This window comes from Stenotrophomonas sp. Steno-Z10-BAI (assembly GCF_056393115.1).
Genome location: NZ_JBWJOZ010000005.1, coordinates 1 through 20,472 on the forward strand (window position 1 = coordinate 1; position 20,472 = coordinate 20,472).

The following is a 20,472-nucleotide window of genomic DNA, read 5'->3' on the forward strand; positions in this document are numbered from 1 at the left end:
TGGCCGGCACTACGGCTGCATCACGCCGCGCGCGCCAATCCGCTCACCGCCCCGCGCCCGGCATCCAGCACGAACACATCCACCGCGGCATTCAAGGCCACGGCCTGCTCTTCCATGCTGCGTGCCGCCGCGGAGGCTTCCTCCACCAGGGCCGCGTTCTGCTGCGTGGTTTCGTCCATCTGCACCACGGTCTGGTTGACCTGTTCGATGCCGGCCGACTGTTCCTGCGACGCGGCGGCAATGTCGGCCATGATGTCGGTGACGCGCTGCACGCTGCCGACGATCTCGCCCATGGTCTGCCCGGCCTGCCGCACCAGTGCTGCGCCACTGTCGACATCGGCGACGGACTGATCGATCAGCGCCTTGATCTCCTTGGCCGCACCGGCCGAACGCTGCGCCAGCGTGCGCACTTCGCTGGCGACCACCGCAAAGCCGCGGCCCTGTTCACCGGCACGTGCCGCTTCGACGGCTGCGTTCAACGCGAGGATGTTGGTCTGGAAGGCGATGCCGTCGATGACGCTGATGATCTCGGCGATCTGCCGCGACGAGGACTGGATCGCGCCCATCGTGGTGACCACCCGGCCGACCACCTCACCGCCCTGCGAGGCGACGGAGGCGGCACTGATCGAGAGCTGGTTGGCCTGGCGTGCGTGTTCGGCGTTCTGGCGCACTGTGGAGGTCAGTTCTTCCATCGAGGCGGCGGTCTCCTCCAGATTCGCTGCCTGCTGCTCGGTACGGCGCGACAGGTCGCTGTTGCCTGCAGCGATCTCGCCCGCGGCGGTCTGGATCGACTGTGCGGCCTGCTTGATGTCGCCGACGATGGTGGTCAGCTGACCGGTGGTACGCGCCATGTCATCGCGCATGCGGGCGAACACGCCGTGGAAATCGCCCCGCATGCGCGCGCTGAGATCACCGCCGGCGATCGCCTGCAGCACGCGTGAGACCTCGCCCAGATCCTGCTCGGTGGTCTGCATCAGGCGGTTGAGGCCGCCCACCATCTCGCCGAAGTCGTGCTGGTAGCGCGCTTCATCGCCGCGCTGGCTGAAATCGCCTACGGCAGCCGCTGCGGCCAACCGCTTGATCTCGGCATTGATCGCACCGAGGTTGGCCTTGGCCGTATCCAGCGCCTGGGTGATCACCGCCTTTTCGCCGGGCAGGCGCTCCATGTCCACCGACAGATCACCGACCGCGTAATGGCCCATGATCTCGATCGCGCGCAGCTTCACCTGGATATGGTTGGCGACCAGCGTGTTGGTGTCGCGCACCATCTGGCCGTAGCCGCCGGGGAACACGCTCGCGTCCATGCGGTAGCTGATCTCACCGGCATCGTGGCGCTGCGCCATCGTCGCCTGTGCGGCCAGCACGTCCTTCAGGGTCTGGGTGACCTCGCGCATCGCGGTGCCGAGGCGACCGATCTCGTCGCCGCTGCGCACCACCACGGCATGCTCCAGATCACCGCGTGCCACCGCGCGCGCGGCCGCTTCCACCGCAACCACGGGCGCGATCACCGCGCGGCGCAGCCACAGGGTGAGCACCGCCAACAGCATCAGCGCCGCCAGCGCCGTGACCATGGCCGAGGCGACCAGCGCGGCGCGTGCGCGTTCGGAGGTGGCGTTGGTTTCGTACTCGGCACGTTCGCTGGCACGCGCGGCCAGCGCATCCAGCGTAGTGCCCACGGCCCGGTCGGCGCCGAGCACCAGTGCATCGCCGGCCTGGGTGTCATAACCACTGGCCGCGAACGCCTCGAGCGCGCCGCGGTAGCGAGCGTCCAGTGCGCGGTGCTCGGCCAGGAACTGGTTGGCCAGCGTGCGGGTCTGTTCGTCGCGGCTGGTGGCGAGCGTACCGGCCAACGCTTCGACGCGGCGTCCTTCCGCATCAAAGGCTGCCAGGTGGCGTTCGCGTTGTGCGTCGTCCGCACCGCGGATCAACACGTTCTTCCACTCCTGCACCTGCAGGCGGAACTCGCGCTGCAACAGCTCGGCCTGTGCCTTGCGAGCCACCTCGACCGGCACCTCGGCCGAGAGGTTGCGCCAGGCCGAACCCAGGCCGGCCAAGGCGGCCAGCACGATGATGACCAAGCCGAGCGACAGCGCGCCCAGCAGTTTGAATTGAAGACTCAGGGCGCGTGGACGCGCCGGTGCGGAGGACGTCATGAGAGATCAAAAGTGAGGAAGGGCGATGCGGTATCGGTCTGTCAGGAACAGGCTGAAGTGCGACGCCAATCACGGTTACCGTTCCATTAAATGTTGTGATGATGGCGTGTAGATGAAATATGGTCATGCATGGAACAAAACAGGACTGGACAGGCAACTGATATGTAACTATCGTTGTTACATGAAAGCCAGCAACCAGTTCTCCGACGCGCTGCACGTGATGGCCCATCTGGTCGGCCAGGACGGCCCGCGCACCTCCGAGCAGCTCGCCACCTGCCTGCCCACCCATCCGGTGGTGATCCGGCGCCTGCTGTCCGCCCTGCACAAGGGTGGGCTGGTCACCAGCGTGCGTGGCCATGGCGGCGGCAGCCAGCTGGCCCGGGAACCGGCGCAGATCACGCTGTATGACGTGTACGTGGCCATCGGTGCGCCTGCCCTGCTGCACACCGGCGCCCGCGAGACCGGCCGCGGCTGCCCGGTGCAGCGCGTGGTCAACGAGGCGCTCGACGACAGTTACCGCCAGGCCCAGGCCCTGCTCGAGGCCCGCCTGCGCGACACCACCCTGGCCACCCTGGGCGAGGCCTTCGCCCGCCACCTGGCCCACCACGCTGCAGGAGTTCCCCATGACCTTTGATGCGATTGTCGTCGGCGGCAGTTTCGCCGGCCTGTCCGCCGCCCTGATCCTGGCGCGGGCCCGCCGTGAGGTGCTGGTGATCGACGGCGGCCTGCCGCGCAACCGCTTCGCCGCGCATTCGCACGGCGTGCTCGGCCAGGACGGCATCGCCGGCGCCGAGCTGCTGCGCAACGCCAAGACCCAGCTGCTGGACTACCCCACGGTGCGGTGGATCAGTGACACGGTCACCACCGCCCAACCGACCGTGGATGGCTTCGTGGTCGGCACCGAGAACGGTGACACCTGGGCCACGCGCAAGCTGCTGCTGGCGACCGGCATCCGCGACGAACTGCCCGAGCTGCCGGGACTGGCCGAGCGCTGGGGGCACAGCGTGGTGCACTGCCCGTACTGCCATGGCTACGAAATCGGCGGCGGCGCGATCGGGCTGCTGGGCGGGCATGAGAAATCCGCCACGATGGCCGCGCTTCTCGCCGACTGGGGCGACGTCACCCTGTTCGCACACGGCATGACGCTGGAGACCGACGACCTGGCCGCGCTGCAGCGCCGCGGGGTCAGCATCGAGCATGCGGCGGTGGTTGGCCTGGAAGGCGAGGCACCGGCGCTGAGCGCCGCCGTGCTCGCCGATGGCCGCCGGGTTGAACTGCGCGCGCTGTTCGTCACCGCGCGGCAGCACATGGCGGCACCGCTGGTCGAGCAGCTCGGCTGTGCGCTGGAGGACAGCCCGATCGGCGTGCTGGTCCAGGTCGACGCGGGCAAGCAGACCAGCGTGCCCGGCATCTATGCCGCGGGTGATGCCACGCTGGTCGGCAACATCAGCCTGGCCAGTGCCGAAGGCGTACGCGCCGGGGTGAGCCTGCACCATGCGCTGGTCGCCGAAGACAGCCGGGCCAGCCGATAAGACCCGGGGCCCGGCCGGTCCGGGAGCGGAATGCCCAGCCCAAACGGACACAGCCGCCCTGCGGCGGCTGTCCTCCGTCAGACCTGCCGGTGGGCTCAGGCCTGTTCGGCGCTCGCCGCATCCAGCTGCTGCACATCCTGCGCCGACAGCGCGACCTTCGCGGCCGCCAGCACATCCTTCAACTGCTCGACACTGGTGGCGCTGACGATCGGCGCGGTGATGCCCGGGCGCGCGATCAACCACGCGATCGCCACCTGCGAGGGGCTCACGCCATGCGCGCTGGCTACATCGTCCAGCGCGGTGAGGATGCGCAGCCCGCGCGGATTGACGTACTTGTCGACCACGCTCTGGCCGCGCGCGCTGCTCTTGCCCGCATCGGCCGCACTGCGGTACTTGCCGCTGAGGAAGCCACTGGCCAGCGAGTAGTAGCTGATCACGCCCAACTGCGCTTCGCGCACCACCGCTTCCAGCCCGGATTCGTAGCCGGCACGGTCGTACAGGTTGTACTCCGGCTGCAACGTTTCATAGCGCGGCAGTTTGTAGTCGGCCGATACCCTCAAGGCATCGCGCAGACGCTCGGCGCTGTAATTGGAGGCACCGATCGCGCGCACCTTGCCCTGTTCGATCAGGCGACCGAAGGCGGCCAGCGTGGACTCCAGCGGCGTGGATTCATCATCTTCGTGCGCCTGGTACAGATCGATCACGTCGGTCTGCAGGCGGCGCAGCGAATCCTCCACCGCAGCGGTGATGTTGTCGGCCGACAGGCCGGGGTGTTCGGACCACTTGGCCACCTTGGTCGCCAGCACCACCTTGTCGCGCTTGCCGCTGTGCTGGAACCAGCGGCCCAGGATGGTTTCCGATTCGCCGCCCTGATTGCCGGGCACCCAGGCGGAATAGACGTCGGCGGTATCGACCAGGTTGAAGCCGGCATCGACGAAGGCATCGAGCAGGGCGAAGGAGGTCTTCTCGTCCGCACTCCAGCCGAAGACATTGCCGCCGAAGGCGATGGGGGCGACATGGAGGCCGGAACGACCGAGTTCGCGCGTAGCAGTCATGGGTGATGTCCTCCCTGGGAATCGTTTCCACAGCATACGGCCGGGGTGGTGACAGCGTTGCGGCAGCAGGCACAAAACAGTGTTCCGGAATGCTGCGTCGCACTAACGTTTTGTGAACACCTGTACACGCTTCGCTGCTAGGCTCGCGGCATCCCGCTACCGGAAGCTCGCCGATGAAAGCCCGTTCGTTGACCTGTGCCTGCCTGTTCACTGTTTCCACCCTGATGCTTGCCGCCCCCGCGATGGCGATCAAGCCCGCCGGTCCGAACGCGCAGGTCGCGATCACCCCGGCCGTGCAGAAGGCCGTGCAGGACAGCCGCCGCGATCCGGCCAACGTCAAGCGCGATGCTTACCGCCATCCGGCGCAGACGTTGTCGTTCTTCGGTGTCGCGCCGGGCCAGACGGTCATCGAGATCACCCCGGGCAACGGCTGGTATTCGGAGATCCTCGCGCCGCTGCTGCACGACAAGGGCCAGTACGTCGCCGCCGTGGTCGATCCGATGGCCGTGGCGGAGGGACGTGGCCGCGACTACCAGCAGCGCAGCCGCGACGGGCTGGACAAGAAATTTGCCGGCGACGCCGCGGTGTTCGGCAAGAGCCGTGTGGTCGCCTATGACCCGAAGGCGCCAGTGTTCGGCCCGGCCAACTCGGCCGATGTGGTGCTGACCTTCCGCAACGTGCACAACTGGCGCAGCAGCGGCCAGGCCGAAGGCATGTTCAAGGGCTTCTTCTCGGTGCTTAAGCCGGGCGGCGTGCTCGGCGTGGTGGAGCATCGTGCCAAGGCCGATGTGCCGGCAGACGACAAGACCGGTTACGTGGGCCAGCAGCAGGTGATCGCGATGGCCAAAGCCGCCGGCTTCGAACTGGCCGGCAGCAGCGAGATCAACACCAATCCGCGCGACACCAAGGATTACCCGAACGGCGTGTGGACGCTGCCGCCGACCAACCAGCATGACGCGGCCGATGAGGCCAAGTACCAGGCGATCGGCGAAAGCGACCGCATGACGCTGCGCTTCGTGAAGCCGGGCAAGTAAGCGACCCGCGCAGGCCGTGGCCCGCGCGTCCTGCTCAAAATGAAGATCATCGGCTGACGTTCGCGCGGATCGCGGCGGCGGCACGGGGATGGGACAATGGGCCATCCCACCGCCGCTGTTGCCCCGATGCTGATCGCCTTCAACAAACCGTTCAACGTGCTGTGCCAGTTCACCGACCGCAGCCAGCCGCCGCGCGCGACCCTGGCCGGTTTCGGGCTGCCACCGGCGGTGTACGCGGCTGGCCGGCTGGATTACGACAGCGAAGGCCTGCTGCTGCTCACCGATGACGGCGGCCTGGCACACCAGTTGACCGATCCGCGGCACAAGGCCGACAAAACCTATTGGGTGCAGGTCGAAGGCACGGTGACCGATGAGCAGGTCCAGGCGCTGCGCCGTGGCGTGCTGCTCAACGATGGGCCAACGCTGCCGGCCGGTGTCGAACGGCTGGAACCGTCGCCTGAGCTGTGGCCGCGCACGCCGCCGGTGCGTTTCCGCAAGACGGTGCCCGATGCGTGGCTGGCGATCACGCTGCGCGAAGGCCGCAACCGCCAGGTGCGACGCATGACCGCGGCGGTCGGACTGCCCACGTTGCGCCTGGTGCGTGTCTCGATGGGCGCACATGCGATCGGCGATCTTCAACCCGGCCAATGGCGCGAGGTCGGATAATAAAAAACCGCCGGTAGCGACCGGCGGTTTCGATGCACATGCGGTAACGCGTCAGCGGATCAGGCGTCGCTGCCGATATCGCTGGTTTCGTCCACCACGGTCTCGTTGCGGCGGTTGCGTGCGCTTATGCGCTGCGCCTGGCCGTTCACCACGCCGCCGTTGGCAAGCTTTTTCTTCTGCTGCTTGCGGTACAGCGCGTAGCCCAGCAGCCCCACGCCGACAGCGGCAGCGGCGATGGTCACGGCCGGATTGCGGCGCACCACCTTGGCGGCGACCTTGCTGCCGGTCTTGACCGCACCGAGTGCGGCGCCAGTCTTGATCCAGTCGGTCGCCTGCGGCCCGAAGTGACGCAGGTTGCTGCCGGCATGCTTGAGGCCGTCACCGGCGGTGCTGGCGATGTCCAGGGCACGCTCGAGGGCGCGGTCGGTAATCACAGTCAATCTGCTCATGGGGGGTCCTTGCCTAAAGGTTCTGATCCAGTGTCGCGCGATGGCCGTGTAGGGCGTGTTATCCATTTGCCACGGCCGGATCACGACTGTAGCCGGTTCCCCGCGCTGCGCGAGCCACGTGCCGGGGGATGGTCAGGTGACAGCCATGAATGCGCGCATCGGGTGAGGAAGGGGGCGGCGTGCTCACGTGCCGCGCGGCTTGGCGCGGTGTGTCGCGTTTGCCGTCCACGGATCGTCCGGCCACGGATGCCGGGGATACCGCCCCTTCATTTCCTTCTTCACCTCGGCGTAGGTGTTCGCCCAGAAGTTGCGCAGGTCCTGGGTCACCTGCAGCGGGCGGCCGCCGGGGGACAGCAGGTGCAGCGTCAATGGAATGCGGCCATCGGCAATGCGCGGGGTGTCGCTCAGGCCGAACAGCTCCTGCAGCTTGACCGCCAGCACCGGCGCCTGCGGGCTGATGCCGTCGGCATCCACTGTGTAATGGATCGGGCGCTCCATGCCGGAGGGCACGGTGATGCGGACCGGGGCGTGGCGATCGATCAGCTGGCGTTGCGCCCACGGCAGCGGTGACTTCAGCGCTTCGCCGAGGCTGGATTCGTCGAGGGCATCCAGGCGTGTCTTGCCGTTGAACGCGGGCGTCAGCCAGGTCGGCAGCGTCGCCATCAGCGCTGCATCGGAGACGTCCGGCAACGCCAGTTCCGGCATCCACGCGCGCACCGCCAGCGCACGCGCCTGCCATTGGCGCAGGCCCTCCGTCCACGGCAAGGCATCCAGGCCGAGTTCGGCGACGGCCTCGGTCAGGGCTTTCGCGGCGTGGGCGGGGTCCACGCGGCCGGCCGAGCGGCTGTCCAGTACGATGCGATCGAAGCGGGTCTCACGGCGGGCGACCAGTGCGCGCTTTTCGCCGTCCCAACGCACCACGTCGTCCTGCGTGAAGCGCGCCGGGAAGTCACGCCGCAGGCGGTTCTCGTCCACCGGCGCGGCGCGCAGCAGCAACGCGTCACGTGCCTCGTAGCGCAGTTCCACCGCCACCAGCCATGGCTCGCCGCGCAGGTCGCTGGGATCGAACAGGCGCGCGCTGCGGCCGTTGGCCAGCAGGTAGCGCAGCGGATCGGTCGGGTGGCGGGCGGCGATCCGGTCCGGGAACGCATGTGCGAGCAGGTCGCCGAGCTGATGCGCTTCAACCGATGCAGGGGGCGCGGCATCACAGCGCAGGCGTCGCCGCCACTGTTTGCTGGCGGCATCGATCGTGGCCAGGCCGCCGCGGTTGGCGTCGTGGGGTGCCCGCCCGTGGCGGAACGCCGCCAGCGCCCGCCACCGCGTGGCGAGCGCATCACCGCCCTGGCGCAGCGGATCGCGCGCTTCCACCAGCGCGGCCAGATCGCAAGCCAGGGCCTGCTCGACACCACTGCCTGCCGCCATCAGCATCGCCGCCAGCCGCGGATGCGTGCCGAGGGTCAGCATGCGCCGGCCCAACGGAGTCAGCGTGCCGCTGTCGCTGAGCGCGCGCAGGCGCTGCAGCAGTTCCCGCGCGGCGGCCAGGGCACCGGCTGGCGGTGTATCGACGAAGCGGAGGTCGTCACTGCCCCACGCAGCCAGTTCCAGTGCCAGCGAGGCCAGCTCCACCTGGGCGATCTCGGGCCGTCGCTGTGCCTCCAGCCGCTGCGACTGCGGCCACAACCGCCAGGCCCAACCCTCAGCCACGCGTCCAGCGCGCCCGGCGCGCTGATCAGCCGAGGCCTGCGCGATGTTCACCACATCCAGGCGCGCAAAGCCGCTGTTGGGGTCGTAGCGCGGCTCGCGCGCCAGCCCCGCGTCGATCACCACCCGCACGCCGGGCAGGGTCACCGATGACTCGGCCACGTTGGTGGCCAGCACCACGCGGCGGCGACCGCCGGGATCGGGCTGCAGCACCTGCGACTGCTGGTCCACCGGCAGTTCGCCGTGCAGCGGCAGCACCTGTACGGCCGGGTCGAGCACGGACTGCAGCGCCGTCTGCACGCGCGCGATCTCGCGCTGGCCGGGCAGGAACACCAGTACATCGCCAGGATGCTCGGCCAAGGCCTGCTCCACGGCGCGCCGTGCCTGCGGTTCCAGTGCCTCGTCGCGGCGGGCGGGGAAGTGCGCGATCGTGACCGGGAAGCTGCGGCCCTCACTGCTCAGGCGCGGCGCATCGAGAAACTGCGCCAGTCGCTCGCCATCCAGCGTGGCCGACATCACCACGATGCGCAGGTCCTCGCGCAGCTGGGACTGCACGTCCAGCGCCAGGGCCAGGCCCAGATCAGCGGCCAGATGCCGTTCGTGGAATTCGTCGAACAGCAGCGCGCCCACGCCCTCCAGCAGCGGGTCGTCCTGCAGCATCCGGGTCAGGATGCCTTCGGTCACCACCTCGATGCGGGTTCGCGTCGAGATCCTGTTCTCGAAGCGGATGCGGTAGCCGACGGTGTCACCGACGTTCTCGCCCAGCTGACGCGCCATGAACTGCGCGGCGCTGCGGGCGGCCACGCGGCGTGGCTCCAGCATGATGATCCTGCGGCCTTCCAGCCACGGCGCATCCAGCAAAGCCAGCGGCACCTGGGTGGTCTTGCCGGCGCCGGGCGGCGCTTCCAGCACCAGTCGGGTGCCGCGCTCCAGCGTGGTCAGGATCTGCGGCAGCAGTGTGGAGATGGGGAAAATCGGGGGGCTCATGGCACAAGGATACGGCGTCCGCTGCGCAGCGCATTGCCAGCGCGCGGCGGGCGTGTTCCCCTGTGCCGCCCTGACCCCATGGATACCCCGATGCGCTGCGCTCTACGCGTGCTGTCGTTGTTGATCGCAGGCGCCATGGCGCCGTTCGCTGCCATCGCTGCCGAGCCCGCCACCGCCGAGGCGGACACGGCGCTGCACGCACCCTACGATGGCAACCACTGGGCCGTGCTCGTGCGGGCGCAGATCCAGGCGCGCTACCTGCCGGCGGGGTTGAGCGATGACGCTGCGATCCAGCGCGCACTGGCCGATGGCACGTTGCGCGAAGCGGTGTATCCGAGCCTGCAGCTGGCCGACGACGTGGCTTACATCACGCTGAAGGCATTGGCGGGCAGCACGCTGGACCGTCGCAAGGACATTCTGGGGTTGTGCCGGCGGACGGATGGCCTCGCGCTGCTGCTTGACGATACCGCTGAGTGTGCTGACAATGCCGCGCGCCGCCTGCGTTTCGACGCCACCGCCGATGGCGCGCTGACGTGCCGCGACTGCGCAGCGTTCGGCCTGCCTACGCGGTGGGAGCGCCATGATCGCCCCGCGCGCGGGGCGTCCGATTGAGCCTGCCGGGGCGCAGGTACAATGGCCGGGTTTCCCGTCCTGCAGCAGCCCCATGCAACTGATCGATATCGGCGCCAACCTCACCCACGATTCCTTTGATCGCGACCGCGACGCCGTGCTGGCGCGTGCGCGCGAGGCGGGGGTGGTGCAGATGGTGATCACCGGCGCCAGCCGCGAGCATTCGCCGATGGCGCTGGATCTGGCCCGCCAGCATCCGGGGTTCCTGTACGCGACCGCTGGCGTGCACCCGCACCATGCGGTGGAATACACCGACGAATGCGACGCGGAAATGCGCGCGCTGCACGCCCATGCCGAGGTGGTGGCGGTCGGTGAGTGCGGGCTGGACTACTTCCGTGATTTCTCGCCGCGCCCGGCGCAGCACCGTGCCTTCGAGCGCCAGCTGCAGCTCGCCGCCGAGAACGGCAAGCCGCTGTTCCTGCACCAGCGCGACGCGCATGCCGATTTCATGGCGCAGATGAAGAATTTCGACGGCAAGCTCGGCCCGGCGGTGGTGCATTGCTTCACCGGCGAGCGCCAGGAACTGTTCGACTACCTGGACCAAGACTGGTACATCGGCATCACCGGCTGGTTGTGCGATGAGCGCCGCGGCGCCCATCTGCGTGAGCTGGTCAAGCACATCCCGGCCAACCGCCTGATGATCGAGACCGACGCACCGTACCTGCTGCCGCGCACGCTCAAGCCGCTGCCAAAGGACCGTCGCAACGAGCCGATGTTCCTGTCGCACATTGTTGAAGAGCTGGCCCGCGATCGTGGGGAAGACGTGGCGACCACGGCCGCCAATGCGACGGCGGCTACGCGCGCGTTCTTCCGCTTGCCTGGCGCGGCCTGAGAAGGTAGGTACCGGTCGTGGGCTACCGCAGCGCAGGGCGTCCGTCGCCGTGGGCCCACGCGTCGTCCAGCCCTTCGCGGTAGGTCGTGAAGCGTGGCTGCCACTGCAGTGCCGCGCGCGTGGCGCGGCCATCGATGCGCTTGTTGCTGCTGTAGAAGCGGCGCAGGGAGGCGGCCACCTCCGGTGCGTCCCACGCCTGCGCGGCAGGCAGCGGCAGCCCACTCAGCATCGCGGCATACGCCAGCACATCCTGTGACGGCGCCGGTTCGTCATCGCTGAGCAGATACAGCGCATGGCCTTCGGCGGGGTGCATTGCCGCGAGCAACCCGCTGGCCAGGTCCTCCACATGCAGCCGGTTGAACACCTGCCCCGGCCGCACCACCTGCCTCGCCTTGCCCTGCGCCAGCTGCACCAGCGCATTGCGCCCGCGCCCGTACAGGCCTGGCAGCCGGAACATCGCCGAGGCGATGCCGCGGGCCTGCGCGAGGGCCTGCCACTGCTGTTCCGCGTGCAGACGTTTCAGGGCGGTCTCATCGGTCGCATCGGCAGTGGATGTCTCGTTGACCCAGCCGCCAGCGCGGTCGGCATACACCGCGGTCGAAGAGAGATAGCCCACCCAGCGCAGGGCAGGGCTGTCACTCAGCGCATCGGTGAGCAGGCGCAACGCCGGGTCGCCCTCCGCATCGGGTGGCACGGCGCAGACGATGGCCTCGGCCGTGCGGATTGCCTCGCACAGGCCCGCGCTGATCGGTTCGCCTGCCACCAGACGGTGGCGGAGCAGCCCATCCTCCGGCGCACTCGCCGGATCACGCACCGTGCCACTGCAGGCCACGCCATGCGCGTGCAGCAGCGCGGCCAGATGCCGGCCGCTGTAGCCCAGGCCCAGCACCAGCACGTGTGCCGGCGCGGTGTCGGTCGGCACGCTCAGCCCTTGCGCTGCTGCTGGTAGGCCTGCAGGTGTGCATAGGCCACCGCCAGCAGCGGCGCCGCCTGTCCGGCTGCGCGTGCACGCACCAGCATGTCGCCGACGATGTGCTCAGCCTCCACCTGCTGGCCGGCTTCCAGATCGCGCAGCATCGAGGCCTTCAACGCCGAGCCGGCCTGGGTGGTCGCGGTCAGCGCGATCTCGCGTGCCTTGGCCGGAATCGGCTCGCCGGCCGCCTCGGCCACCGCCACGCACTCCTCGTACAGGCCGCGCACGATCGCCGCGCCATCATCGGTGGCCACGATCGTGCCGACATCGGCGCGCATCAGGCACGTCGCCGCCGCCAGCGTGGTCAGGAAGGTGTACTTGATCCACTGCTCCTGCCCGATGGTATCGGTGGCGACGTGGTCCACGCCCGCCTGTACGCAGGCCGCCGCCAGCGCCAGCACGCGCGCGCTGCTGCCGGTGCCGTCGCGCTCGCCGAAGGTCAGTTTTGCGGCCGGTGCCAGATGCACCACCGCGCCATCGGCGGCCTTGGTCGCGCTGATGAAGCACAGCCCGCCCAGCACCGCATCGCGGCCGAAGCGCGCATCGAGATCGGCGTAATGGCGCAGCCCGTTGAGGATCGGCAGCACCGTGGTGCGCGGGCCGACCGCCGGGGCGATCGCTTCTATCGAACTGGCCAGGTCGTAAGCCTTGCAGCTCAGGATCACCAGATCGAAGGGCTCGGCGCTCGCCAGTGCGGGCAGCGCGTCGGCGGTGACATGCTTGACCGGGAACGTCGCATCGCCCAGCGGGCTGCGCAGCACCAGGCCCTCGCGCGCCAGTTGCGCCGCGCGCGCCGGGCGCACCAGGAAGGTCACGTCCACGCCAGCCTGGGCCAGGCGACCACCGAAGTACCCGCCGGTGCCGCCGGCGCCGAGGATCAGGATGCGCATCAGCTGCGCATCCCCACACCACGCTTCAGCAGCCACAGTGCCAGCGCGGTCAGTGCGACCACGAAGCCGATCATCAGCGCGTAGGCCACCCACAGCGGCACGTCGCTGGTGCCCAGCAGGCCGTAGCGGAATGCGTTGACCATGTAGAAGATCGGGTTGGCGTGCGTGGCCGCTTCGGCCCACGTCGGCAGCAGCTTCACCGAATAGAACACGCCGCCCAGGTAGGTCAGCGGGGTCAGGATGAAGGTCGGCACGATCGCCACGTCATCGAACTTCTTGGCGTACACCGCATTGATGAAGCCCGCCAGCGAGAAGATCGTCGCGCCCAGCAGCACCGTGGTCAGCGTCACCAGCGGATGCGGGATGCGCACCGGGGTGAAGAACATGGCGATGATCAGCACGATCACGCCGACCATCAGGCCGCGCAGTACAGCGCCGGACACATAGCCCCACAGGATCACCCAGTTCGGCATCGGGCTGACCAGCAGCTCTTCCACGTGGCGGCCGAACTTGGCGCCGAAGAAGGACGAGCTGATATTGCCGTAGCTGTTCTGGATCACGCTCATCATCACCAGGCCCGGCACGATGAACTGCATGTAGCTGTAGCCGCCCATCTCGCCCACGCGCGAGCCGATCAGCCCGCCGAAGATCAGGAAGTACAGGGTCATGGTGATCGCCGGCGGCACCAGGGTCTGGCCCCAGATGCGCAGGATGCGCGCCACTTCGCGGCGCACGATGGTCATCAGGGCGATGCGGTTGCGCTGGCCGTCGGTGATGACCGGGGTCGGGATGCTGCTCATGCCACGTTCTCCTGGTTGCCGGTGAGGCGCACGAACAGCTCCTCCAGGCGGTTGCTCTTGGTGCGCATCGAACGCACGCGGATGCCGGCAGCGTTCAAGGCGTCAAACACCCGGTTGAGGTCCATCGCACGCGGCATGTCCACATCCAGCGTGTGGCTGTCGGTGGCGATCAGGATCGCGCCGTCGATCTCCGGCAGCTGGGCCGGCAGGCTGCCGTCGATGTCGAACAGGAAGCCTTCCACGTCCAGCTTGGCCAGCAGCTCGCGCATCGGGCCCTGGGTGACGATCTGGCCATGGTTGATGATGGCCAGGTTCCGGCACAGGTGCTCGGCTTCTTCCAGGTAGTGCGTGGTGAGGATGATCGTGGTGCCGGCGGCATTGATCTCCTTGAGCACGCGCCACATGTCGCGGCGGATCTCGATGTCCACGCCGGCGGTCGGCTCATCCAGGATCAGCAGGCGTGGGCGGGTCATCATCGCGCGGGCGATCATCAGCCGGCGCTTCATGCCGCCGGACAGGGTGCGGCTCATCACCTGCGCCTTCTCCCACAGGTGGGCGCGCTTGAGCTCTTCCTCGGCCATCTTCTCGGCCTCGGCACGCGCCACGCCATAGAAGCCGGCGTAGTTGACCAGGATGTCGAAGGGCTTTTCAAACAGGTTGAAGTTGATCTCTTGGGGGACCAGGCCGATCAGGCGCATGGTGGCGCTGCGGTTGCGCACCAGGTCGCTGCCGAATACCTCGACCTGGCCTTCGCTGAGGTTCACCAGCGAGCTGATGATGCCGATCAGGGTCGACTTGCCGGCGCCGTTGGGGCCCAGCAGGGCGAAGAAGTCGCCCGGGGCCACGTCCAGGGAGACGCCCTTCAGCGCCTGGGTGCCGTTGTCATAGGTTTTGCGGAGGTCACGCACCCGCAGGGCGGGCGCGGCGGTGGGCGCGGGAGTGTTCTGGGAAGCCAAGCTCTTGCCTTCGCGCCTAAGGGCTGGCGCTGGATAGGGGCGGGGAGCGGCTATTATAGAAGACCCCGAGGGCTCGCCCCGGCTACACACTGTCCCGAAACGTCGTGCCTGCCCAATTCCCCCTCAAACTGGTCGACCGGCGCATGCTGGCGCCCACCATCGGCCATTACCAGTTCCTGCGTGATGACGGCCAGCCGCTGGATTTCCAGCCCGGCCAGTTCATCCAGGTCCATTTCGAGTACGCCGACGGCACTGCCACCAAGCGCAGTTACTCGCTGGCGACCATTCATGATCATGCGCTCGGCGCGGGCGATGCGGTCGATATCGCGGTCAGTTTCGTCCCCGGCGGCGCCGCCACGGCCCTGTTCGAGGGCCTGGACATCGGGGGTCACGTCAGCGCCAGCGGCCCGTTCGGCCGGTTCTGCCTGCAGCCGGGCGACCACAACGCCCGCTACCTGCTGATCGCCACCGGAACCGGGGTCACCCCGTACCGGTCGATGCTGCCGCTGCTGGCGACCGCCATGGCCGAGCGCGGGGTCGAGGTGGTCCTGCTACAGGGCGCCAGAACGCCGGCCGAACTGCTCTACAGCGAGGACTTCTATGCCTTCGCGGCTGCACATCCGGGCTTCCGCTACGTGCCGTGCCTGTCCCGCGAGCTGCCGGAGAACCCCCATCCGGACGTGCGCCACGGCTACGTGCAGCAGCATCTGGCCGAATTCGCCCCGAACCCGGCCACCGATATCGCCTATCTGTGCGGCAACCCGGACATGGTCGATGCGACGTTCGAGGTTCTGAAGGCTGCCGGCCTGCCCACGCCGCAGGTGCGGCGCGAGAAGTACGTCAGCAGTAAGTAGTCCCCGGCAGCCGTGCCTCAGGGCAGGGCCGCCAGCGGCATCGGCGCGCGGCGGGCGGTAAGATGCGCCGCGCGCCGCTTCCGCCTGGCTGACCCGATGCCCCTGGATTTCCCCACCATCGCCGTGCTCGGCTTCCTGCTGTGCCTGGGCATCGCCATGGGCTTTTCACTGCTGCTGCTGGTACTGCGGCGGCAACCGGCACTGCGGCTGTGGACGGCCAGCCTGTGGATGCTCTCGGTCAGCCTGACGCTGGTGGCGCTGCGGCCCCATCTGCCGCAGGTTGCGGGCATCCTCGTCGGCAATGTCGCCGTCGCGCTGTCCGGTGTCCTCATGCTGTATGGCGTGGCGCGCCATCTGGGCCGCCGGCTGCCCGGGTGGCAGCCGCTGGCATTGGCCACCACGTATCTCGGCGCCATCGCCTTTTTCCTGGTGGTCCATCCCAGCCTGGTCATCCGGCTGAATGTGTTCAGTGTATTCGCGGTGCTGCTCAACGCCTGGATGGCGTGGTTGCTGCTGCGCCACGCGCCGCCTGCCCAGCGCACCAGCTGCCGGCTGGCAGCGGCGGTGTTCGCCGCGCAGGCCCTGTTGTACCTGGTACGCCTGTTCCTGCCGGTGGCGCCGGATGCGGGCGAGGACATCATGCGCGCCGGTTCGCCGGTATTCGCCACGTATCTGGCCGGCCTGATTCTGGAGCTGGCGCGTTGTTTCGCCCTGGTGCTGCTGCTGGTGGAACGGATGCTGGTCGATCTGCAGCGGCTGGCGCGCACCGACGTATTGACCGGCCTGCTCAACCGCGGTGCCGTGCTCGCTGATGGCGCGAACCTGTTGCAGGTGGTGCGCCGCACGCCGCGACCGCTGGCCCTGCTGCTGCTGGACGTGGACCACTTCAAGCAGATCAACGACCGCTGGGGGCATCTGGCCGGCGATGCGGTGCTACGGCATGTGGCCGACGTGCTGGCCGGCTGCGTGGCCGACCGCGAGCACCTGCTCGGGCGCTATGGCGGTGAGGAGTTTGTTGTGGTGTTGCCCGGAGCCGATGCCGCGCAGGCACTGCAGTGTGCGGATCGGATCCGGCGTTCGCTGCGCGAATCACCGGCCCGCGTGGAGAGCCTGCTGGTGCCGGTCACGGCCAGCATCGGCCTCGCCATCGATGCGGGCCGTGACGACATCGCACGCCTGCTCGGCGACGCCGATACCGCGTTGTACCGTGCCAAAGCCGAGGGCCGCGACCGCACCATCAGCGCAGCGGCGATCCTGGTGGACTGACGCCGCTCGGCGGGTCCACAGGAAGATCTTCGTGCACCGGGCGCAACGGCGGCCTCAACGCGTGTAGTCACATCCGCGCCGCCCGGTCGTCATGGCATGCTGAGACCCTTCACTCCAGGACGAGATCGACCATGCGACTTCCCTGCCGTCCCCTGGCCAGCGCAGCAGTCCTGCTGCTGGCTGCCTGCCAGGCTGCCCCGGAGGCGACGCCCAAGGCGGCGGAGCGCCTCTACGGGACGCTCGCATTCCAGCCCTGCACCCTGACCAGCGCACAGGCCAGCGCGAATGTCGAAGCCCAATGCACCACGCTGCAGGTGCCGGAGAACCCGGCGGCACCGGACGGTCGCAGGATCGGATTGAACATCGCCTGGCTGAACGCCGGCAACGATGGCGCGGGCAACGGCGACCCCGTCTTCTTCGTCGCCGGGGGCCCGGGCCAGGCCGCGACGGAGGTTGCCGCACCGGTCAACATGGCACTGCGCGACGTGCGCAAGCAGCGCGACATCTTCCTGATCGATCAGCGCGGTACCGGCAAGTCCAATCCGCTGAGCTGCCTGGATGTACAGGGCAAGGAACTGCCGCTGGACGAGAATGCGGCGCCGAGCAGCACGCTGATCGAGGACTACGCCCGCCAGTGCGCGCAGTCGCTGACCGGCCGCGCCGATACCCGCTTCTACACCACCACCGAGGCCATCGGTGATCTGGATGCGGTGCGCAAGGCGCTGGGCGTGGACAAGGTCAACCTGGTCGGTGGCTCCTACGGCACCCGCGTGGCACAGCAGTACGCCGCGCGCTACCCGCAGCACACCCGCACGGTGGTGATCGACGGTGTGGTGCCGAACGATCTGGTGGTTGGCGGTGACTTCGCCAACACCTTCGAAGATGCGATCAGCCTGCAGTCGGCGCAGTGCCGCCAGGATCCGATCTGCGCCAAGCGCTTCCCGGTGGATACCCGCACGCAGCTGCGCAACGTCATGGCGACCCTGGCCAAGGCCCCGGTCGAGGTCGAGTACCGCAACCCGGGCACCGGTCAGGCAGAGCATGGCGTACTGACCGCCGACTCGGTCACCGCCCTGGCCTTCATGTTCTCGTACATGCCCGAGCTGTCCTCGCTGCTGCCGGTCATGCTGGATGAAGCTGCCCAAGGACGATATGCACCGCTGATGTCGCTGAGCAAGATGGCCAGCCGCACCCTCGGCGTGCAGATGAACCGAGGCATGCAGTGGTCGGTGCTGTGCGCCGAAGATGCCGATCGCTATCAGGAAGGCGCGCAGGGCGACCGCGTGCTGGGCCCGGAAGTGGCGCGCATGTTCTTCGCCGCGTGCCCGGCCTGGAACGCCGGTTCGCGACCAAAGGATTTCACCGCGCCGTTCGCCTCGACGCTGCCGGTGCTGCTGCTGTCGGGCCAGTTCGATCCGGTCACACCGCCGCGCTACGCCGAGCAGGTGGTCAAGCAGCTGCCCAACGGCCGTCACCTGCTCGCCAAGGGGCAGGGCCACGGCACGATCAACGCCGGCTGCATGCCGCGCATCCTCGGGCAGTTCATCGACACGGCCGACGCCAAGTCGCTCGACGCCACCTGCCTGGATACCCTCAGCCCGGTGCCGGCATTCACCTCGTTCAACGGATGGGCCCCATGAACCGTACTTCGTACCGCACCGGGGCGAGGCGCGCATGATCGTCGCCGAGAACCTGCATAAAGCGTTCAAGACCAAGACCGGCCTGATCCAGGCCGTCCAGAACGTGGGCTTCCAGGCCGAAGACGGCCGCATCACCGGCCTGCTCGGTCCCAATGGTGCCGGCAAGACCACCACCATGCGCATGCTGTACACGCTGATGAAACCTGATCAGGGCCGCGTGCTGGTCGATGGCATCGACGCGGCGGTGGACCCGGTCGCAGTGCGTCGCCAGTTGGCGGTCCTGCCGGACGCGCGCGGGGTTTACAAGCGCCTGACCGCGCGCGAGAACATCGCCTACTTCGGCCAGCTGCACGGCCTGAGCGCGGCGCGGATCCGTGAGCGCACCAAGGTGTTGGCCACGGCGCTGGAGATGGATGACATCCTCGACCGCCAGACCGAAGGCTTCTCGCAGGGCCAGCGCACCAAGACCGCGATCGCCCGCGCGCTGGTGCACGACCCGCGCAACGTAATCCTGGATGAGCCCACCAACGGGCTGGACGTAATGACCACGCGCGCGCTGCGCGGGTTCCTGCGGGGACTGCGCGACGAAGGCCGCTGCGTGATCTTCTCCAGCCACATCATGCAGGAGGTGGCTGCGCTGTGCGACCACGTGGTGATCATCGCGCAGGGCACGGTGATGGCCGCCGGCAGCGCCGATGAGCTGCGCGCACAGACCGGGGAAAGCAACCTGGAAGATGCCTTCGTCAAGGCGATCGGTACCGAAGAAGGATTGCACGCATGAGTTCGTTCGCCACGCTGTTGACCGTGATGCGCAAGGAACTGCGCGATCTCTCCCGTGACCGCCGCACGCTCGCGCTGACGCTGCTGCTGGGGCCGCTGTTGTACCCGGTACTGATCCTGGGCATGAGCAAGCTGGCCGAAAGCCGGGTGAAGACGCAGATCGAGCAGCCGCTGGAAATCCCGATGATCGGCGGCGAGCATGCCCCCAATCTGGTGCGTTTCCTGGCGTCGCAGGGTCTGAATGCGACCGAGGCACCGAAAGACCTCACCGAGGCGATCCGCAGCCAGCGGATCGATGTGGCGCTGCGCATCAGCCCGGACTTCGGCAAGGACTGGGCCGACGGCCGCCCGGCGCTGGTGGAGATCATCAAGGACAGTACGCGCCGCGCCGCCGATATTCCCAGCAGTCGCCTGGAGGCGGCACTGGGCGGCTACAGCCAGCAGGTCGGTGCGCTGCGCCTGCTGGCCCGCGGTATCGATGCACAGGTGGCGCGACCGCTGGACGTCGCCGCACAGGATCTGGCCACCGCCGAAGCCAAGCGCGGCATGATGCTGTCAGTGCTGTTGCCGATCCTGCTGACCATCACCTCGTTCCTGGGCGGCGCCTACCTGGTGATGGACACCACGGCCGGCGAACGTGAGCGGCAATCGCTGGAGCCGCTGCTCGCCACCCCCGCACCGCGCAGTGCGATCGTCAGCGGCAAGATCGCTGCGGCCTGCGCGGTCGGTGTGGCATCGCTGTTGCTGACCCTGGCGGCCTTCAAGATCAGCGCGCAGCTTTCCTCGGGCGGGGTAGGCCGGCAGCTCAACATGGGTTTCCTGCCGATGCTGCAGATGCTGCTGATCATGCTGCCGATGCTGTTCATCGGTACGTCGCTGCTGACCTTCCTCTCGGCGGCCGCCAAAAGCATGAAAGAAGCCCAGAGCCACATGACCTGGCTGATGCTGCTGCCGATGCTGCCGGGGTATGCGCTGATGGTGTACCCGATCAAGAGTGAGCTGTGGCAGTTCGCGGTGCCGTTCCTGGCGCAGAACCAGATGCTGCTCAAGATCATCCGCCACGAAGCGATCAGCCCGCAGATGTGGGCGGTCTACCTCGGCGCGGGCTTCGGGCTGGCGGCCCTGTTCTGGTATGCCGCGGTGCGCCGCTACCACCAGGAACGGTTGGCGATTTCGGGTTGATCCACGAAGGGCTCCGAAAGGGGCCCTTCTTCTTAACGGGGACGGAGGTAGTTAATAACAGGGACGGAGGTAGTTAATTCGGGGGCGTCAGG

At 68.2% G+C, this 20,472-nt stretch carries 19 protein-coding genes; 11 read left to right on the forward strand and 8 right to left on the reverse strand.

The genetic code is table 11. The features are described 5' to 3' along the window. Nucleotides 1-20 precede the first annotated feature (20 nt). A complete protein-coding gene (locus tag AC06E9_RS13180; protein ID WP_478056203.1) occupies nucleotides 21-2,153 on the reverse strand; it encodes a methyl-accepting chemotaxis protein in 2,133 nt (710 codons plus the stop codon). A 181-nt stretch (nucleotides 2,154-2,334) separates the two neighbouring features. Between AC06E9_RS13180 and AC06E9_RS13185 the strand changes: the two genes are divergently transcribed. After that, entirely contained in the window at nucleotides 2,335-2,787 is a 453-nt protein-coding gene (locus tag AC06E9_RS13185; RefSeq protein WP_478056204.1) for an Rrf2 family transcriptional regulator, read from the forward strand. Further along, entirely contained in the window at nucleotides 2,777-3,685 is a 909-nt protein-coding gene (locus AC06E9_RS13190; RefSeq protein ID WP_478056205.1) for an NAD(P)/FAD-dependent oxidoreductase, read from the forward strand. Before AC06E9_RS13185 ends, AC06E9_RS13190 begins: the two co-directional genes overlap by 11 nt. A gap of 95 nt (nucleotides 3,686-3,780) precedes the next feature. Here AC06E9_RS13190 and AC06E9_RS13195 read toward each other — a convergent pair whose 3' ends face one another. Further along, entirely contained in the window at nucleotides 3,781-4,740 is a 960-nt protein-coding gene (locus AC06E9_RS13195; protein ID WP_282258041.1) for an aldo/keto reductase, read from the reverse strand. A gap of 173 nt (nucleotides 4,741-4,913) precedes the next feature. Between AC06E9_RS13195 and AC06E9_RS13200 the strand changes: the two genes are divergently transcribed. Continuing rightward, nucleotides 4,914-5,774 carry a class I SAM-dependent methyltransferase gene (locus tag AC06E9_RS13200; protein WP_152152132.1) on the forward strand — a complete coding sequence of 287 codons (861 nt, stop codon included), beginning with the start codon at nucleotides 4,914-4,916 and terminating at the stop codon, nucleotides 5,772-5,774. 126 nt (nucleotides 5,775-5,900) lie between these two features. Further along, nucleotides 5,901-6,440, forward strand: a complete 540-nt coding sequence (locus tag AC06E9_RS13205) for a pseudouridine synthase (RefSeq protein WP_152152188.1) — start codon at nucleotides 5,901-5,903, stop codon at nucleotides 6,438-6,440. Between the two features lie 59 nt (nucleotides 6,441-6,499). Here the strand turns inward: AC06E9_RS13205 and AC06E9_RS13210 are convergent, their stop codons facing one another. Further along, a complete protein-coding gene (locus tag AC06E9_RS13210; RefSeq protein WP_121040832.1) occupies nucleotides 6,500-6,889 on the reverse strand; it encodes a hypothetical protein in 390 nt (129 codons plus the stop codon). 183 nt (nucleotides 6,890-7,072) lie between these two features. After that, the gene (hrpB, locus tag AC06E9_RS13215) at nucleotides 7,073-9,577 is read right to left on the reverse strand and encodes an ATP-dependent helicase HrpB (RefSeq protein ID WP_478056206.1); all 2,505 of its coding nucleotides are present in this window, start codon (nucleotides 9,575-9,577) and stop codon (nucleotides 7,073-7,075) included. Nucleotides 9,578-9,667: 90 nt separating this feature from the next. Here hrpB and AC06E9_RS13220 point away from each other — a divergent pair, with 90 nt between their 5' ends. Both AC06E9_RS13220 and AC06E9_RS13225 read left to right on the forward strand, forming a co-directional pair. Continuing rightward, on the forward strand, nucleotides 9,668-10,189 hold the full coding sequence (locus tag AC06E9_RS13220; RefSeq protein WP_478056207.1) for a hypothetical protein: 522 nt from the start codon (nucleotides 9,668-9,670) through the stop codon (nucleotides 10,187-10,189). 52 nt (nucleotides 10,190-10,241) lie between these two features. Beyond that, entirely contained in the window at nucleotides 10,242-11,039 is a 798-nt protein-coding gene (locus tag AC06E9_RS13225; RefSeq protein ID WP_121040826.1) for a TatD family hydrolase, read from the forward strand. 22 nt (nucleotides 11,040-11,061) lie between these two features. On the opposite strand, the gene AC06E9_RS13230 is transcribed toward AC06E9_RS13225, so the two are convergent. Genes AC06E9_RS13230 through AC06E9_RS13245 form a run of 4 tightly spaced genes read right to left on the reverse strand, consistent with a single transcriptional unit; the run spans nucleotide 11,062 to nucleotide 14,658 of the window. Then, nucleotides 11,062-11,961 (reverse strand): Rossmann-fold NAD(P)-binding domain-containing protein, encoded by a 900-nt coding sequence (locus AC06E9_RS13230; RefSeq protein ID WP_478056208.1) that lies wholly within the window; start codon nucleotides 11,959-11,961, stop codon nucleotides 11,062-11,064. Nucleotides 11,962-11,963: 2 nt separating this feature from the next. Then, a complete protein-coding gene (panE, locus tag AC06E9_RS13235; protein ID WP_478056209.1) occupies nucleotides 11,964-12,902 on the reverse strand; it encodes a 2-dehydropantoate 2-reductase in 939 nt (312 codons plus the stop codon). Next, complete coding sequence (locus AC06E9_RS13240; protein WP_121040820.1) at nucleotides 12,902-13,702, reverse strand: ABC transporter permease; 801 nt, start codon at nucleotides 13,700-13,702, stop codon at nucleotides 12,902-12,904. Before AC06E9_RS13240 ends, panE begins: the two co-directional genes overlap by 1 nt. After that, nucleotides 13,699-14,658, reverse strand: a complete 960-nt coding sequence (locus tag AC06E9_RS13245; protein ID WP_121040818.1) for an ABC transporter ATP-binding protein — start codon at nucleotides 14,656-14,658, stop codon at nucleotides 13,699-13,701. Before AC06E9_RS13245 ends, AC06E9_RS13240 begins: the two co-directional genes overlap by 4 nt. A 104-nt stretch (nucleotides 14,659-14,762) precedes the next feature. Between AC06E9_RS13245 and AC06E9_RS13250 the strand changes: the two genes are divergently transcribed. The 5 genes from AC06E9_RS13250 (at nucleotide 14,763) to AC06E9_RS13270 (ending at nucleotide 20,380) form a co-directional block, all read left to right on the forward strand. Beyond that, the gene (locus AC06E9_RS13250; RefSeq protein WP_121040816.1) at nucleotides 14,763-15,512 is read left to right on the forward strand and encodes a ferredoxin--NADP reductase; all 750 of its coding nucleotides are present in this window, start codon (nucleotides 14,763-14,765) and stop codon (nucleotides 15,510-15,512) included. A gap of 96 nt (nucleotides 15,513-15,608) precedes the next feature. Then, nucleotides 15,609-16,778, forward strand: coding sequence for a GGDEF domain-containing protein (locus AC06E9_RS13255; RefSeq protein WP_152152142.1), 1,170 nt, complete (start codon nucleotides 15,609-15,611; stop codon nucleotides 16,776-16,778). 131 nt (nucleotides 16,779-16,909) lie between these two features. Beyond that, entirely contained in the window at nucleotides 16,910-18,418 is a 1,509-nt protein-coding gene (locus AC06E9_RS13260) for an alpha/beta hydrolase (protein ID WP_478056210.1), read from the forward strand. A gap of 34 nt (nucleotides 18,419-18,452) precedes the next feature. Then, nucleotides 18,453-19,199: an ABC transporter ATP-binding protein gene (locus tag AC06E9_RS13265; RefSeq protein ID WP_259261997.1), complete on the forward strand. Its 747-nt coding sequence runs from the start codon at nucleotides 18,453-18,455 to the stop codon at nucleotides 19,197-19,199. Further along, nucleotides 19,196-20,380, forward strand: coding sequence for an ABC transporter permease (locus AC06E9_RS13270; protein WP_121040808.1), 1,185 nt, complete (start codon nucleotides 19,196-19,198; stop codon nucleotides 20,378-20,380). The genes AC06E9_RS13265 and AC06E9_RS13270 overlap by 4 nt, the downstream gene beginning before the upstream one ends. The last annotated feature ends 92 nt before the right edge of the window (nucleotides 20,381-20,472 follow it).

Excerpts from the sequence above, each read along its gene's own strand:
- AC06E9_RS13180 (WP_478056203.1), bottom strand. The coding sequence starts at position 2,153 with ATGACGTCCTCCGCACCGGCGCGTCCACGCGCCCTGAGTCTTCAATTC.
- AC06E9_RS13185 (WP_478056204.1), top strand. The coding sequence starts at position 2,335 with ATGAAAGCCAGCAACCAGTTCTCCGACGCGCTGCACGTGATGGCCCAT.
- AC06E9_RS13190 (WP_478056205.1), top strand. The coding sequence starts at position 2,777 with ATGACCTTTGATGCGATTGTCGTCGGCGGCAGTTTCGCCGGCCTGTCC.
- AC06E9_RS13195 (WP_282258041.1), bottom strand. The coding sequence starts at position 4,740 with ATGACTGCTACGCGCGAACTCGGTCGTTCCGGCCTCCATGTCGCCCCC.
- AC06E9_RS13200 (WP_152152132.1), top strand. The coding sequence starts at position 4,914 with ATGAAAGCCCGTTCGTTGACCTGTGCCTGCCTGTTCACTGTTTCCACC.
- AC06E9_RS13205 (WP_152152188.1), top strand. The coding sequence starts at position 5,901 with ATGCTGATCGCCTTCAACAAACCGTTCAACGTGCTGTGCCAGTTCACC.
- AC06E9_RS13210 (WP_121040832.1), bottom strand. The coding sequence starts at position 6,889 with ATGAGCAGATTGACTGTGATTACCGACCGCGCCCTCGAGCGTGCCCTG.
- hrpB (WP_478056206.1), bottom strand. The coding sequence starts at position 9,577 with ATGAGCCCCCCGATTTTCCCCATCTCCACACTGCTGCCGCAGATCCTG.
- AC06E9_RS13220 (WP_478056207.1), top strand. The coding sequence starts at position 9,668 with ATGCGCTGCGCTCTACGCGTGCTGTCGTTGTTGATCGCAGGCGCCATG.
- AC06E9_RS13225 (WP_121040826.1), top strand. The coding sequence starts at position 10,242 with ATGCAACTGATCGATATCGGCGCCAACCTCACCCACGATTCCTTTGAT.
- panE (WP_478056209.1), bottom strand. The coding sequence starts at position 12,902 with ATGCGCATCCTGATCCTCGGCGCCGGCGGCACCGGCGGGTACTTCGGT.
- AC06E9_RS13240 (WP_121040820.1), bottom strand. The coding sequence starts at position 13,702 with ATGAGCAGCATCCCGACCCCGGTCATCACCGACGGCCAGCGCAACCGC.
- AC06E9_RS13255 (WP_152152142.1), top strand. The coding sequence starts at position 15,609 with ATGCCCCTGGATTTCCCCACCATCGCCGTGCTCGGCTTCCTGCTGTGC.
- AC06E9_RS13260 (WP_478056210.1), top strand. The coding sequence starts at position 16,910 with ATGCGACTTCCCTGCCGTCCCCTGGCCAGCGCAGCAGTCCTGCTGCTG.
- AC06E9_RS13265 (WP_259261997.1), top strand. The coding sequence starts at position 18,453 with ATGATCGTCGCCGAGAACCTGCATAAAGCGTTCAAGACCAAGACCGGC.
- AC06E9_RS13270 (WP_121040808.1), top strand. The coding sequence starts at position 19,196 with ATGAGTTCGTTCGCCACGCTGTTGACCGTGATGCGCAAGGAACTGCGC.